Here is a 13,232-nt window from a genome sequence, read left to right as displayed (position 1 = left end):
GGTGACCGCCTGTTTCTTGTACTGTTTTTTATGCCATGATTATCGCCAGTGTCAGATGACCGTGATTGAGGTCAAAGAAAACGGGGCTATCCGCACGAAAATGCTTTCGTGAGACAGCCCCATGGCGATGATTTTGCCTCCTCGTGTTTCACAAGTTCGGCTTCCATCATAATATTTCAAATAAATCAGCACAATTCTGCCAATGCTTTCCTTGCCCAATCAGGATCGGCAACAATCGCTCTGGCAACCCCGATCATATCTGCTTTTTTCTCCCGCAGGAGCATTTCGGCATCTTTTGATGTTTGCACTCCGCCAGTGAGAATGATCGGGGTATCTACGGCTTTCTTGATTGCCTCGGAGGCATCGCCGAAATAGCCCGCGCCTGTTTTATCCTTTGGCCTTGATCCGCACAGACCGCCGGAAACGCTGATGTATTGCAGCCCCGCTCCGGCGAGATTTTTTGCGGCGGCGACCCCGTCCGCTATGGTGTTTCCGCCTTCCATGTAGTCCGCAGCTCCAAGCCGCAGGCCCAAAATCATATCCTCGCCGATTACATCTCTTACGGCGGTGATGATCTCTTGATGGATTTTCAATCGTCCTACGATGGTTTCTCCGTAAGCGTCCGTCCGCTTGTTCGTGAGCGGCGAGTAAAACTGATTGAGCAGGTAACCGTGTGCGCTGTGAATTTCCACGCCGTCAAAACCTGCCCGTTTCGCGCGTTCAGCCGCAAGGGCAAAATGCTCCACCAGATCACCAATCTCCGCGTGCGTCATGGCATGTGTCCGTTGAAGCGTTCTGTCCGAGGCCAAGGCGGGACTGGCAAGCCCGCCGGGACTAATGCCTTCCTCTGCCACCTGCGCCTTCTTGATTGCTGATCCCGCATGAGAAAGCTGCATGACCGTTTTGGAGCCACTCTTATGAATGACCTCGGCCAATTTGGCAAGTCCTGCAATATTCTCGTCTTTGGCGACGGAAAGCTGATGTTCGGTGGCGCGTCCGTTGGGCTTTACAAAGCTGTGTTCGATGACAACAAGCCCGAAACATCCTCCCCTTGTACGTTCTTCATAATAGGAAAGCTGCTCGTCTGTCACGGTGCCGTGGTCTGATTTCTCCAAATCCACCGGTGCCATAACCAAGCGGTTTTTCAGGGTCACTCTCCCGAGTTCCATCTTTTCTTTTAGCATCTCCTGCTCCTTCCTGATGTTAAGCCGGCACACCGTCCGTCGCCGTATATCCTTCGAGCGATCCAGCTTTTACCTGAATGCAGACATAGGTCAAATCACTGTCTGCCGCTGCGAAAAATTGTCGTTTTGCAGATGGCGCGATGCGAAGCCAGTCTCCGGCTGTAAGCGGCAGTTCGTCTCCATCGACTACGGCTGTCCCCTTCCCGGTCAATACGGCGTAGATTTCCTCGTTCTGCTTGTGATAGTGGACAAACGGTACTTTTTCTCCGGCAGGAAGGGTGTTGATGCTGATTTCCGCACCTGTAAGCCCCAAAACATCATGCAGCTCCATCCTGCTCCCGCCTGCGGCGACGTTCGTCTTGCTATAATTCTCCACGATAAAACTCCTCCTGTTTCATGGTCTGTCAATCCATGTAGTTCACGGGATTGCCGGTGATTTTGCGCTGGTTGCGGTTGGGCAGTCCGTCCGTCGTGTCAGCTGTTCCCAACACAACCGAGGCGCAAACCGTTTCATCTTCCCCAAGACCGAGTTTCGTCAGATATTCTCTGACGGTCGGTTCCTCCGTCAGCCAGTGGAGGGAATTGATATAGCAACTGCCCAGGTCAAGCTCGTTTGCTTCCAGCATCATGTTCATGGCGGCGCAAACGGAATCGGCCATAGCGTTGCCGTATCCGATTTTATTAGCCAGTACGATGAGAACGGGCGCATCGTAGTGGAAGGCGAAAAATCCCTTCTTACAGGCCTTGACGATCGACAACATGGATTTATACATATTGTCCGTGATTTCCATCCGGGCAAATGCGTTGCAGGCAAGTTCGGCAATCTCCCGCAGCGCCTCCCCGTTTTGAATGAGGATAAAGCGCGTGCTTTGGCTGTTACCGCCGCAGGGCGCCAGGCGCCCCGCCTCTACAATCTTTTCCAAAGCATCGCGGGCAACTGGCTCTTTTTTGAATTTGCGGGTAGAACGGCGCGTTTTGATGGCTTCATAAACATCCATGGTGATTTCGCTTCCACCTCTTTACATATCAACCAGCCGGGGCTTGCCCAGGCCGTAGGCCAGTTTGCAGGTGCACTCGTCCATATACATCAGCACGAGGGTGGGGCTGTCCACCGTCTTATGAATCTTGTGGACGATGTTGTCGAGCCTGTCCCAGATGCGTTTTCGTTCCGCCTCGTCCTCCACAAACTTCATGATGCCGGTGATCCGCGCCGTGGTCTTGCCGCTCGGCTCCATGTAGGTGTACGCCGTTTGCGGGTGATGGACAAGCTGGCTGTAGATCTCTTTGTCGCTGGCCGTGGCGAAATAAAACTTCCCATTCTCCTCGAACTGGAATTCGATGCACCGAGCCTCCGGCATTCCGTCATCACGCACCGTTGCCATAATGCCGTAAGCGTCGACGGGCAAATGCTTCATAAATTCCTCTTTGGTCATCATCTTGTCCTCCTTAGCCTGTATATACACATGAAAATCAAAAATCTTATGCATCATCGAGCTTATCCGCCGCTTGCCACATGGCCGCCGCCAAACGCCGGTACGCTTCCTCGCCGATGACTGCCGCACAGCGTTCGTGGAGTCGCATGAGGCACTCGTCAATTCTCTTGGTCTTTTCCCTGCCCAGGTCGGTAAGGCTCACATGAACGGTTTTCCATTCCTGCTCTTTTTTTACCATGCCCTGTTTCACTAAGGCATTCACAAAACGGGTGCAGGTGGAGGGGGCGATATCCATTTTCTCACTCAGTTCCGAAATCGTAATGCCCGGATATTGGTTCACCACAATCAGAATATAAATATGCGGCGCAGAGATCCCTGTGTCTGCATATTCCTCGTTGACGATACGCCGAAGAACATTCGACAGGCGGTTGGCGGTAAAAAAGAGACATCTGCGGAGCGTCGTCTCATTGGCTTCCATCACTACACTCCCTTCTCATTTGTATATGCATATCATAGCGCAGACACACCTCCTTGTCAATCCCCTTGAGACACGCAACGGGAATTTTCATTGGTATATGCCTGTCACAAGCAAAAAGGACGATGTTCAAACCGATTGGCTCGAATATCGTCCTTTCTTTTCCATTGAATAACTTCAGCTGTCAAAAGCCGTGCTTTTTCAGCGGCCGCGTCCACATAGTTTCTCTTGTTGGATGCACCCATATTTCGTTTTTCATCGGTCATGCCGCATACGCAAGCGATTCCGTATCAGCCACCGGCATCGGCATCATGGCATCCGCCGTCACGAGATGCGCGCGCTCCGTGAGACCGGCACAGGCGAGGAGCAGGGCCGTTTCATTGTAGGCCGTGCTGCCGAAGCGGTCGGCCACGATGAGGAAGCGCTCCTCGGCGTTTTCCGTCAGCGCATTGAAGAGCTTGGCGGCGAGCTCGCGCGTCCCTGCCTTGTAATCGGGGTCGGTGAAGCAGACGCGGTCCACAGCCTCGGCCATGCTGCAGCACAGCAGGCTGTTCTTCGTGAACACGGCGAAATCATCATTCGATACGAGCATCATTTTCATTTTGAGTTCCTCCTGATTTTTCCATTTCGTTTCTCGGATCGGATGGGCTCCGCGGCTGCCTCATCTCTTTGTTGGCCTTATCATACGACGAAGGCGCGATTGGCACAAGCAAAATTTGTTTGTTTTGCTCAAAAATCAGGAGAAATTCACGTGATTTGGTTATTATAACTGGTAGAAGTGAACACTAATCACGAAATGAACAAATTTCAGGAGGCAGCCCATGAAAACACGCGAACGGAAGCAGCTCATCCTCGAAACGCTCCGGCAACAGAAGCGCGTCATGGTGCCGGAGCTCATCGCGCTCACGCAGTCGTCCGGCATGACGATCCGCCGCGACCTCCGGCAGCTCGAGGATGAACACATCATCACGCGCATCCACGGCGGCGCCGTCTACAACGAGGGCACGATCTCCCTCCCGTCCGTCCGCGCCCGCGCGCATGACATGGACGCACAGAAAAGCGACATCGCGAACTACTGCGCCGGCCTCGTCCGCGAGGGCAACGCCGTCTATCTCGACGCCGGCTCGACGAACATCCAGATCGCAGAAGCGCTCGCCAGCCGCCAGAACATTGCGGTCATGACGCACTCGCTCCCCATCATGAACATCCTGTCCCACGCAAAGGGCATCCAGCTCTTCTCGCTCTCCGGCATCTACAACGACGAGAAATTCGGCTTCTTCGGCGAAATGACGCGCCAGCAGATTCTGCGCTTCCGCATCGACCTCTGCTTCTTCGGCACGCATGGCGTCAGCATCGAAGACGGCATCATGCTCCCCGACCTAGAGGATGTCGCCGTCAAAAACGCGCTGCTCGAACGCAGCTACACGAAAATTCTCGTCACAGACCACGCGAAGATCGACCGCCCCTCCTTCGCCCAGCTCTGCCCCATCACGGCCATGGACAAGATCGTGACGGACAAGGAGGCTGATGTCGAATTTGTGCGCAAAGCGCAACGCCTCGGCCTCGAGGTCGTCCAAGTATGAACCGAACAGCACATATTTTTCTTAAGCAGATACACGTCCCATCATCTGCAGGAAATCCGAAAATGTTTTTTCTCCTACCGGTCCCAGTTCGGATGCCACCTTGTCCTGCTCCTGCACCCACAGCCGATGCGCTTCTTGGAAAACTTCTTCGCCTTTTTCCGTCAGCACGAGCCTGCTGTTGCGGGCTCGTGCCGGCTTGACATCCGCCACGTATCCTTCTTTGACGAGGGGCTTGATCGTCCGAGCCAACGTGGAACGCTCGACGCCAACGGCCTCCGCAACCTCGCACAAGGACGCTCCTTTGCAATCATGGATTCGCCCCAAGATGATGTGCTGCACGGGGGTCACGCCGCTCGGCGCCAAGGCTTCTTGATACGTCTTCATCAATTCTTCCGCAGCGCGTTTGAGCCGCAGGCAGAAACAATCTTTTTCCTGCCACATCGTGTCACGCCATCTCCTTTTCCTGCTGCTCCAAGCAGTTCCTTGCCATGCGGCGAAGCAGGTCGGTCTGGTCATCCCGCAGGTGGTTTGCCGTTTTCGGGATGATCTTTTCGCGCAGTTCTTCGTCCGAAGCCGTGAGGAGCTGTTCTGGGTTCAATAGCTCCGTAATGTTATCGAGGCCGGGGAAATCCTCGCCCTCCGACCAATCATGCCGCCGGTTGTGCGGGCAGGCGTCCTGGCAGGCATCGCAGCCGCAAATCCATTCGCCCGCCTGCGCGAGCGTCGTCGGCGGGACGGGATGTCCGTCGCCGAACGTGTTCATGAACGACACGCAGTGCAGCGGATTCATGGTATAGACATCGCAGAGCGCGCCCGTCGGGCAAGCTTTTCGGCAGATCATGCATTTCGGCGAGCAAGGCTTCAGCTCGCTTTTTTCTTTGTAAATGACATCCTGATTGATGATATAACCGTCGATCTCATACCACGAGCCTTTCGGGCCGTAAAAGAAATTGTTCTGGCGGAAAATCCCGAGCCCCGCCTGCACTGCTGCATAGCGCAAGGGGATCACGCTCCCTGCATCCTGCGCGCCACCGGCCCAGCGGATGCCCTGCTCCGTCATCCAGTCCTCAAAGCGCCTTTTCCCGCGGTTGCTCTCTGGCAGCGTTTCTGGCGAAAGCAGGAACTCCTTGGCATAACGCCCTTTCAAAGCGTCCGGGAATTTATACTTCCCGACCCATGTAATCATGACGACGGCCGCTTTCGCCCAAGGATGTTCCTGCTCCGGATGGGCGAACCGTTTCAGATGGTCATAGACCATCGCGCTCATCGGAATCTTTTCCTCGCGCTCGGCGATGCGGTCCTCGTAGCCCGCGAGGTCCGACAACGGGATGACGCCGCAGCCATCAAAACCGCATGCCAGCGCCGCCTCTTGAATTTGTTTACCTGTCAAAGTAGCCATGCGAATGTTTCCTTTCCTGCAAAATTATTTAGTGTATATACATCATTATGTGATTTTACTACGGGACGGCTCAAAGCCGTCCCGTTTTTGTTGCATATACACTATATCAACATCCACGATTCCTGTCAATTCTTTTTGAGAGTGTTTTTCTTCCGGAATTTCAGATCATCCTGTAACGACAAGAAGACCTCGTGCATGAGCGGTGCACGAGGTCTTCTTGCTGTGTATTAGTAGGAGAGCTTTACGAGGTGCATCCTCGCACCCCTCAACGAAAGCCAAGTACAATATGCCATACTTGAAAATGATTATCAATAGTGTTTTTTGAATTTTTCCCGAAAAAATAGCAGCACCGCAGAAGTGCTCATCCTCCTGCGGTGCTGCATCCGAACAAATTTTCGTTGCTCTCCTATCCGTTCATCTTAGCACAAATCAGACGGATGTGTCCATAATAAGCGAACCATTCACAAATTCACTGCTTCTGGAAGCGGCACGGAAATCCATCATCATATTCATGCACCATGTCATGATGTGCGCAAGACGGCCTGGGAGATCCTGCTCATCCAGTCCGCAAGTTCTGCAGCAGGCAGGTCGCGCCCACGAGAAATCCATAGGCCGAGCAGAGAAACAACGACCGCCATCTGGGTTTCCAGTCGATACATTGTCTGTGGCTCGTGTTCCGGCAAGCCAAATTTTTCTATGAGGAGCGGAGCTAGCTCCCGCTTGGCGCAGCGCAGGAAGAAGGGCTGCGCCTCCGGCTGGAACAGCGTATCAAAATAGTGGGCGTCTGTTGCATGAAACGCCGTGAATGCACGAATGAACGTGTCCCCTGCCTGCTGTTCTTGGACATTTTCCGCGATGTTTGCTTTGATATCCCTGAGAACAATGGCAGCGACGTACTCCAACAGGTCGTAAGCATCGTGAAAATATTGGTAAAACGTGCTGCGGTTGTAGCCCGCCCGTTCGACGATCTCCTTGACGGAAATCCGCGTGGCGGGCTTTTTCTCTGCCAGCTGGCAAAGGGCATCAGCAAACGCCCGCTTCGTTGCCTCCGTCTGCACGGGATTCTTGTTCATGCGCATCCCTCTTTCCGACACTTCCAGCAGGATTGTTGGTTGATGACCGCCGCATCTGACACTATACTGAAATCATACAACAGATGTCGGATGATGACAAGAAACCACAGGAGGAATCATCATGAGCACGAACAAGAATGTCGCCGTCTGCAAGGAAGAGCGCGAGCTCTCGTATTACAAATTTTTCGCGCGCGGCCTCGCCCCCATCCCGCAGGAAAAACTTGACATCGCCAACGGTGCGCCACTCGGGCCGGAGGCCGGCATCCCGTTCGCGGAAAAGGATCGCTTCCTCATTGAAAATGGCGACGATGCCCATGCAGGCTATGGCGAAAACTCTGACGGGACAGCCTTCGCGGCAAATCACACGTTCGTACCCGGCGGCACGGTCGAAATGATGGACTGGTGGATTCCTTGGTGCGGCGTGGGCAGCGACCTGCGCTTCAAAATCTGGGATCCCGAAGACCACTTCTTCACGCGGTCGCACGACATCGCACGCCTGACGGACGACCGTATCCCGATGAACGAGCGCCTCTGGGGCACGACCAACACCGTGCTGGAAGACATCGGGGGCGGCCAGCTGCTCGCCTCGGACATCCATTTCATGAGCCCCGCGCAGTTCGGCTATGACACTTCCCTCGTCGGAACGGACAAATGCCAGAGCATCGTCTGCGGTGGCGGAGGTCCTTGCGTCCTCTCGCATAAGTTCTATGCGTGCGACGGCGGCTTGATGGTCGATTCCTATTTCTGGGTCGGCTATGGCTGCGACGCTGCATACACGATCCGCAAGACCGACCAAAGCCGCCTGCCTGCTCCCGCCGTCCAGATCGCGAAGCTCCTTTACAGCCACAGCATCCGGGAAATGACGAACATGGCCGCCGTCCTGCCAGAAGTCTATGCCGAGCAGCGCGGGAATCTGTAACCACCATTTTGGCGGCGACGTGCTTCGCGTTCGTATGGTTCTCTCTTCGGACGAACTCTGTGACGTCGATGCCGTAGTCGAGCGCCTTCGTGATGACACCTTGCGAGTGATGCGCGGTTACTTCTGCAAGTAACGACACGCTTATAAAAGTCAAAAAAATTATTTGACCTATTGACTTTTTGACTTTTATGAGTTATCCTATAGATGTCAAGAGGGAAAGGGGACAAGGAAAGGAACCGGGACGCCGCGCAAGCGCTTGGATTCCGAAGCATCCTCCCGCTTGACGCCACCAACAGATACCAACCAGCGCGCGAGCACTGGCGAGACATTGAAAGGGGATTTTGATCATGTTTGGTTTGATTCCATTTGCATCGAAGAGTGAACTCTCGAAGGACGAAAACGTGTTCGATCGCCTGATGAATGTCTTTGACGAACCGTTCATGCAGAGCTTCCATATGCCCGACTTCAAGGTCGATGTCAAAGACAACGGCGAGAGCTACGACCTCACGGCGGAGCTGCCGGGGCTCAAGAAGGAAGATATCTCCCTGACCTACGAGAACAACTACCTGACGATCGCCACGAAGAACGAGCAGTCGAAAGATGAGAAGGATGAAAAGGGCAACTACGTCCGCCGCGAGCGCAGCCAGAGCAGCATGAGCCGTTCGTTCTACATCGACAACATCGATGAAGGTCAGGCGACGGCCGATTACAAAGACGGCGTCCTGAGCGTCCATCTGCCGAAGACGGAAAAGGCAGAAGATGCGAGCCATACGATCGCGATCAACGGCGCCGCCTGATCGCGACCGCGTCATCAGTCCTGCAACCGATCACGGGACCAAACAAGCCGGGGGCAGCATCCATTGGGTGCTGCCCCCGGCTTGTTGTCGTGTGGTGCGTCACATGGGCGCATCTACTCCCAGATCGTGGATCTTTTTGATTTCGGCGTGGTCGCGGAAGCCCTGCATATAGCAGTTTCTCCCGAAGTGCTGGAAGTACAACATCAGCTTGCTGTACAAGCGATTGTACTCGTCGAGCATCCCGTGTTCCTCCATGAGCTTGCTGACGTCCTCCAACATTTTCTCTGTTTCCGTGTGGTGTTTCGCGACATCAACGGAAATCTTTTCGATGCACTGGTCGGCGAAGCCGATCATGTTGTCTCGGAGTTCCTTCAAAAGTGCTACCCCCTGTTGCATTCTTTCTCTTTCTGTGTGTGTCACGCCTCATTCTGCAAGATGGCGTAAATCGTCCGATAGTTCTCTGCTACGGCGTTGACGTGATTCCGCGTTTCCCTATATGGCGGAACGTCGCCGTAGTCCAACACCCGCTGCGGGCCTGCGTTGTAGGCCGCAACGGCATACGTCGCTTGGAGGTCTCCGGCATCTGAAAAACGAGCAAGCTGTCCGCTGAGGTATTCGACGCCGCAGCGGATGTTGTCTTCGAGCTCCATCGGGTCTCCGCCAAGCCCCGCTGCGGTGTCCGGCATCAACTGTGTGAGACCGATTGCACCCGCGGGCGAACAGGCGTCCATCCGAAATTGGCTCTCCTGCTGGAACAAACTCAAAGCCAAAACGGGATCGACATCGTAGCGCGCACAATTCGCAAAAACGTGCGCCGCGACCGTCGCTCCATACGCATCACCGAGGCCGCTGACATCGCCAATATATCCGCATATCGCAGCAGATGGCAGCGCCTCCTGTGATCCCCCATCGACAGCGGGTTCTGTGAAAATCAAATCTCCGCCGTCTTCCTCCTGCGCCAGTTCGACAGCACCATACATGCTGTCAAAGCGCGTGTCGTCCGGCAGTTCTTGTGCGTAGCCAGTCGATGAAACGAGCCAGCCCGCCAAGACGGCTGCCGCGAAAAATGTTCTACTTCCCATTTATCGTCCCCTTCAAAAAGATGTATGTAAACTATCACATCGTCTATCGTAAACGATGCGCTATGGAAAAACAATAGTCTATATTTTCAAGTTTTGACGATGTTAATTGACTTCATCCTATTCAATAGGGTATAATACTACTATACAAAAAGAAGGGGATTTTTTATGGTGACATCACGCGAGTTCATCCATGGCAAGAAATTTGATGCTCAATGGAGCGATCTCGGTTTGACGGATGAAGATTTGCGCGATCTCGAAAATATGCTGCTGGAAAATCCTAAGCTCGGCCCTGTTATGCAAGGCACCGGACGCTTACGAAAGATGCGGTTCTCCTACGGAAACCGTGGAAAGTCGCATTGTGCGCGTGTCTGCTATGTCGATTTCGAGATTCACGGCAAAACGTTTCTCGTCATGGTCTTCGCCAAGAATGAAATGGAAAATCTGAGCAAGGCCGAGCGGAACAGCATCAAGCAATTCATCGACCGTCTGGAAAAATCCATGAACAGAGCAAAGGAGTGACCCCGTATGAGCAAGACGTATGATATGATTGCAGGCTCTTTGCAAGAACTCATCGATGACTACGAAACGACAGGAGGAAAAAATCTCGCGCATGATACGTTCCGCATCGAATTGGAGCCAGCGAAAGAGTTCTCTGCGGAGGATGTCAAAGACATCCGCGCACGAAACCATTTGACGCAATCGCTGCTTGCGAAATTTCTCTGCGTGAGCAAGAAAACCGTCGAAGCATGGGAATCTGGCAGAAACAAGCCGAACGGGCCATCACGCCGCTTGCTGGAGCTATTGGACAACCACAATGTCACGGTCACGACATCATTCGCATTGCAGTGATTGGCAGCATCGGAGGTGTAACGCATGGTGGAAATCGGAGTCGATACGATTGCCATCCCGCCGGGAGAAACGATCAGGGAAATGCTCGAAGACAAGGGTATGACGCAGAAAGAATTTGCAGATTGTATGAACTGCACGGAGAAGCATATCTGCAAGCTGATTGATGGAGAAACTGCGATCACGCCGAAAACGGCTCTACGTCTCGAAACTGTGCTTGGAGCACCGACAAGCTTCTGGAACGGCCTAGAGGCCGGCTACCGTGAAGACCTCCAGCGCGCCCATCAAGAAAAACTCGTAGAATCCATACAATGACAAGGGTTGATGGACGACTGCCGTTGCCGTGCGGCTGACATATTTTTACACTTTTTTGCGAAATTTGTCGTTTTATGTACACCATACAATGCGAGGCGTAATCGAAATGGACGATTTCGAAAAATATCTAGGCGAACAAATGAAGGATGAGGCGTTTCGCAAAGAATGGGAAGCACTTCATGACACGGAATTTTATGACGGCTACGAAGGAGATCCGGAATACGTGTTGGAATGTGAGGATAGCGCATCGCTGCATATCTGGGAAGGGTATCTTTCTGACATCTTGAATCCTCCATGCGCAGCGCCGTGGCGCGGGTTCACGCGCGATTATGAGGAATGTGTGCGGACGTACGATGACGATGCCGCAGAGCCTGTCGCGCTGGATGCGCAGGAGTATCTGGATGATCTGCGCGGCTATGCCGGGCGTTCGTTCGAGTTTGCGGAATCGGAGGCCGTGCGCGCGCGCATTTGCGATTTTTTGCAGGATGCGATTGCGAAGCACCACTCCGTCCACGCGATACGAAATTGAAAATATTGCGGATATAGCGAAGCCCCTCATGCTGACTTGCAGGCATGAGGGGCTTCGTCGTTACAGCAAAACTTCCAGATACGAGCGGACTTTCCCTTGGACGTGTAGGCGATCCGCATACGCGGAAAGCAGTAGGATGTTTTTCGTCGGCAGCTTTGCATATTGCTTGAACGCCTCCGCGACCAGTTGGATGTCCGTATGGTTGCGCGGACGCAGGATGTCACAGAGCGTCCGCTCCGCGCCATAGGAACGGACGCGGATGCCGGACGGCGTTTTGAGCTCGACGATTCCCATCGGATAGATCGACGCACTTGCGACGTTGCAACGAACGCCATCGGCCTTCGGTCGCGTCACATTGTAGCCTTGCGGAAACGTCATGTGGAAATGATGCGGCGTGCGATCCGTAAGGTCGCAGAGGAACAGAGCCGTATCAAGGGAGAAGACGCCACGCTTGTACCGGCTCTGCAGGTTGACGAACTCATCATCCCAAACCTCCGGCAACGTATAGACCCCGCGCGACGCACGGCACAAGCGGCCTTGCTCCACGAGATATTTTAAGCTCCCGCCATGATACCCAGCGGCTCTCGCTTCCGAAGCTGTGAGGATTCCGCAGTTTTCTTCCGCCAGCGCTAAGATGCTTTCGGATGCAGACGTTCGAATCACCTCCAATTTTATTTTTATGCTTTGTATTATATCGCGAGTAAGCATAAAAATAAATCATGAAAAACAATCGAAGATTTCACTCCTCGCAGATTTTCTTGATGACCGGGCGCATCCACGCCGTCGCGCGCTGGCTCTCACAATACAACCGTTGCTTCTCGTCATGCGTGAGCTGGCTGCGCAGTTTCGCGATGACGTCCTCCTGCACCTCGTCTTGTCCGAGCTCCTTCAATGCGCGGATTACCATCGCGGACTTGAGCGACATCCCCGAAATGTTTTTGTTGGTGCTGTGCTTGAAGCGGAGCGTGATGCCGCCCATCTGATATGATTTGTACGGGCCATCGCTAACGAACGTCCAGGCCGCCGGCACTTGTGTGGAGAGGCCGAGCTGGTTGAGGACGATCTGCCCGCTCGGCACGATCGTCCAATGGTAATTCCGTGCCAACGCCTCGGCGATGCCGACAGGGGAGGGCGCTTCGTATTCTTGCAAGAGCTCGCTATAACGCGGCCGGTCATACACGCCGCGCATCACGCGACGGATTTTTCCAGCAGCAGCCAGTCGCTCCAAACTCTTGCCAACCGTTCCAATGCCATGTAAAACTATTCATTAGATAAATTCATGATGATATACTTTTCTATAAAAAGAACAAAATTGTATATTTGATAGATAGTGTAAAATCATTTGTGTAAACTCAAAGTGGATATAGAAAAAGGAACCACTTTTCTTTATAGTGTTAAGTGACCAAACCAAACACAAAGAAAGAAGGTTCCTTTATGTCTTATCTTACCACAGAACTTCTTACATCTCTACTCCGGGGGGGGGGTACTGCCGCCAATGAATTTCTTCGCAGCAAAATCGAAGAAGGCGTCAATGCCGTCCTCAAAGCTGAACTGGCAGGATTTCTCGGCTACGAGAAGCACAGTTCCGCCGGATGGC

General features: G+C 53.5%; 20 protein-coding genes. 7 read left to right on the top strand and 13 right to left on the bottom strand.

The window, feature by feature from the left end; all coding sequences use genetic code 11:
- Positions 1 to 185: 185 nt before the first annotated feature.
- From F599_RS0111920 to F599_RS0111895, 6 genes are all read right to left on the bottom strand, one after another.
- Positions 186 to 1,184: an NADH:flavin oxidoreductase gene (locus F599_RS0111920; RefSeq protein ID WP_019543746.1), complete on the bottom strand. Its 999-nt coding sequence runs from the start codon at positions 1,182 to 1,184 to the stop codon at positions 186 to 188.
- Between the two features lie 19 nt (positions 1,185 to 1,203).
- Positions 1,204 to 1,560 carry a cupin domain-containing protein gene (locus F599_RS0111915; RefSeq protein ID WP_019543745.1) on the bottom strand — a complete coding sequence of 119 codons (357 nt, stop codon included), beginning with the start codon at positions 1,558 to 1,560 and terminating at the stop codon, positions 1,204 to 1,206.
- A gap of 28 nt (positions 1,561 to 1,588) precedes the next feature.
- Positions 1,589 to 2,182 carry a nitroreductase family protein gene (locus F599_RS0111910; protein ID WP_019543744.1) on the bottom strand — a complete coding sequence of 198 codons (594 nt, stop codon included), beginning with the start codon at positions 2,180 to 2,182 and terminating at the stop codon, positions 1,589 to 1,591.
- A 21-nt stretch (positions 2,183 to 2,203) separates the two neighbouring features.
- A complete protein-coding gene (locus F599_RS0111905) occupies positions 2,204 to 2,620 on the bottom strand; it encodes a pyridoxamine 5'-phosphate oxidase family protein (RefSeq protein ID WP_211209098.1) in 417 nt (138 codons plus the stop codon).
- Positions 2,621 to 2,663: 43 nt separating this feature from the next.
- Positions 2,664 to 3,095 carry a MarR family winged helix-turn-helix transcriptional regulator gene (locus tag F599_RS0111900; protein WP_019543742.1) on the bottom strand — a complete coding sequence of 144 codons (432 nt, stop codon included), beginning with the start codon at positions 3,093 to 3,095 and terminating at the stop codon, positions 2,664 to 2,666.
- A 259-nt stretch (positions 3,096 to 3,354) separates the two neighbouring features.
- Entirely contained in the window at positions 3,355 to 3,693 is a 339-nt protein-coding gene (locus F599_RS0111895) for a hypothetical protein (RefSeq protein ID WP_019543741.1), read from the bottom strand.
- A gap of 220 nt (positions 3,694 to 3,913) precedes the next feature.
- Here F599_RS0111895 and F599_RS0111890 point away from each other — a divergent pair, with 220 nt between their 5' ends.
- On the top strand, positions 3,914 to 4,675 hold the full coding sequence (locus tag F599_RS0111890) for a DeoR/GlpR family DNA-binding transcription regulator (RefSeq protein ID WP_019543740.1): 762 nt from the start codon (positions 3,914 to 3,916) through the stop codon (positions 4,673 to 4,675).
- Between the two features lie 21 nt (positions 4,676 to 4,696).
- Here the strand turns inward: F599_RS0111890 and F599_RS14380 are convergent, their stop codons facing one another.
- The 3 genes from F599_RS14380 to F599_RS14965 form a co-directional block, all read right to left on the bottom strand.
- Positions 4,697 to 5,116: a MarR family winged helix-turn-helix transcriptional regulator gene (locus tag F599_RS14380; protein WP_019543739.1), complete on the bottom strand. Its 420-nt coding sequence runs from the start codon at positions 5,114 to 5,116 to the stop codon at positions 4,697 to 4,699.
- 4 nt (positions 5,117 to 5,120) lie between these two features.
- Positions 5,121 to 6,074, bottom strand: coding sequence for an epoxyqueuosine reductase (locus F599_RS0111880; protein WP_019543738.1), 954 nt, complete (start codon positions 6,072 to 6,074; stop codon positions 5,121 to 5,123).
- A 521-nt stretch (positions 6,075 to 6,595) separates the two neighbouring features.
- Positions 6,596 to 7,147, bottom strand: coding sequence for a TetR/AcrR family transcriptional regulator (locus F599_RS14965; protein WP_019543737.1), 552 nt, complete (start codon positions 7,145 to 7,147; stop codon positions 6,596 to 6,598).
- A 121-nt stretch (positions 7,148 to 7,268) separates the two neighbouring features.
- Here F599_RS14965 and F599_RS0111870 point away from each other — a divergent pair, with 121 nt between their 5' ends.
- Together F599_RS0111870 and F599_RS0111865 are read left to right on the top strand one after the other, a co-directional pair.
- Positions 7,269 to 8,066: a DAPG hydrolase family protein gene (locus F599_RS0111870; RefSeq protein ID WP_019543736.1), complete on the top strand. Its 798-nt coding sequence runs from the start codon at positions 7,269 to 7,271 to the stop codon at positions 8,064 to 8,066.
- 347 nt (positions 8,067 to 8,413) lie between these two features.
- On the top strand, positions 8,414 to 8,863 hold the full coding sequence (locus F599_RS0111865; RefSeq protein WP_019543735.1) for an Hsp20/alpha crystallin family protein: 450 nt from the start codon (positions 8,414 to 8,416) through the stop codon (positions 8,861 to 8,863).
- Positions 8,864 to 8,962: 99 nt separating this feature from the next.
- Here the strand turns inward: F599_RS0111865 and F599_RS0111860 are convergent, their stop codons facing one another.
- Positions 8,963 to 9,238, bottom strand: a complete 276-nt coding sequence (locus tag F599_RS0111860; RefSeq protein WP_156022028.1) for a hypothetical protein — start codon at positions 9,236 to 9,238, stop codon at positions 8,963 to 8,965.
- Between the two features lie 41 nt (positions 9,239 to 9,279).
- Positions 9,280 to 9,945 carry a transglycosylase SLT domain-containing protein gene (locus F599_RS14960; protein WP_019543733.1) on the bottom strand — a complete coding sequence of 222 codons (666 nt, stop codon included), beginning with the start codon at positions 9,943 to 9,945 and terminating at the stop codon, positions 9,280 to 9,282.
- Between the two features lie 165 nt (positions 9,946 to 10,110).
- On the opposite strand from F599_RS14960, the gene F599_RS0111850 reads away from it, so the two are divergent.
- The 4 genes from F599_RS0111850 to F599_RS0111835 are packed head-to-tail and all read left to right on the top strand — an operon-like array spanning position 10,111 to position 11,635.
- Positions 10,111 to 10,464, top strand: coding sequence for a hypothetical protein (locus F599_RS0111850; protein WP_019543732.1), 354 nt, complete (start codon positions 10,111 to 10,113; stop codon positions 10,462 to 10,464).
- A gap of 6 nt (positions 10,465 to 10,470) precedes the next feature.
- Entirely contained in the window at positions 10,471 to 10,794 is a 324-nt protein-coding gene (locus tag F599_RS0111845; protein ID WP_019543731.1) for a helix-turn-helix domain-containing protein, read from the top strand.
- Between the two features lie 24 nt (positions 10,795 to 10,818).
- Positions 10,819 to 11,106, top strand: a complete 288-nt coding sequence (locus F599_RS0111840; protein ID WP_019543730.1) for a HigA family addiction module antitoxin — start codon at positions 10,819 to 10,821, stop codon at positions 11,104 to 11,106.
- 28 nt (positions 11,107 to 11,134) lie between these two features.
- Entirely contained in the window at positions 11,135 to 11,635 is a 501-nt protein-coding gene (locus tag F599_RS0111835; protein WP_156022027.1) for a hypothetical protein, read from the top strand.
- Between the two features lie 60 nt (positions 11,636 to 11,695).
- Here F599_RS0111835 and F599_RS0111830 read toward each other — a convergent pair whose 3' ends face one another.
- Both F599_RS0111830 and F599_RS14365 read right to left on the bottom strand, forming a co-directional pair.
- Entirely contained in the window at positions 11,696 to 12,343 is a 648-nt protein-coding gene (locus F599_RS0111830) for a type IV toxin-antitoxin system AbiEi family antitoxin domain-containing protein (RefSeq protein ID WP_051081697.1), read from the bottom strand.
- A gap of 31 nt (positions 12,344 to 12,374) precedes the next feature.
- A complete protein-coding gene (locus F599_RS14365; protein ID WP_277613110.1) occupies positions 12,375 to 12,884 on the bottom strand; it encodes a DUF6088 family protein in 510 nt (169 codons plus the stop codon).
- Positions 12,885 to 13,232 lie beyond the last annotated feature (348 nt).

Source organism: Selenomonas bovis DSM 23594, assembly GCF_000381005.1.
GTDB classification, from domain to species: domain Bacteria; phylum Bacillota; class Negativicutes; order Selenomonadales; family Selenomonadaceae; genus Selenomonas_C; species Selenomonas_C bovis.
Note: the sequence above shows the minus strand (reverse complement) of the source record. Positions and strands in the feature narration are given on the sequence as shown.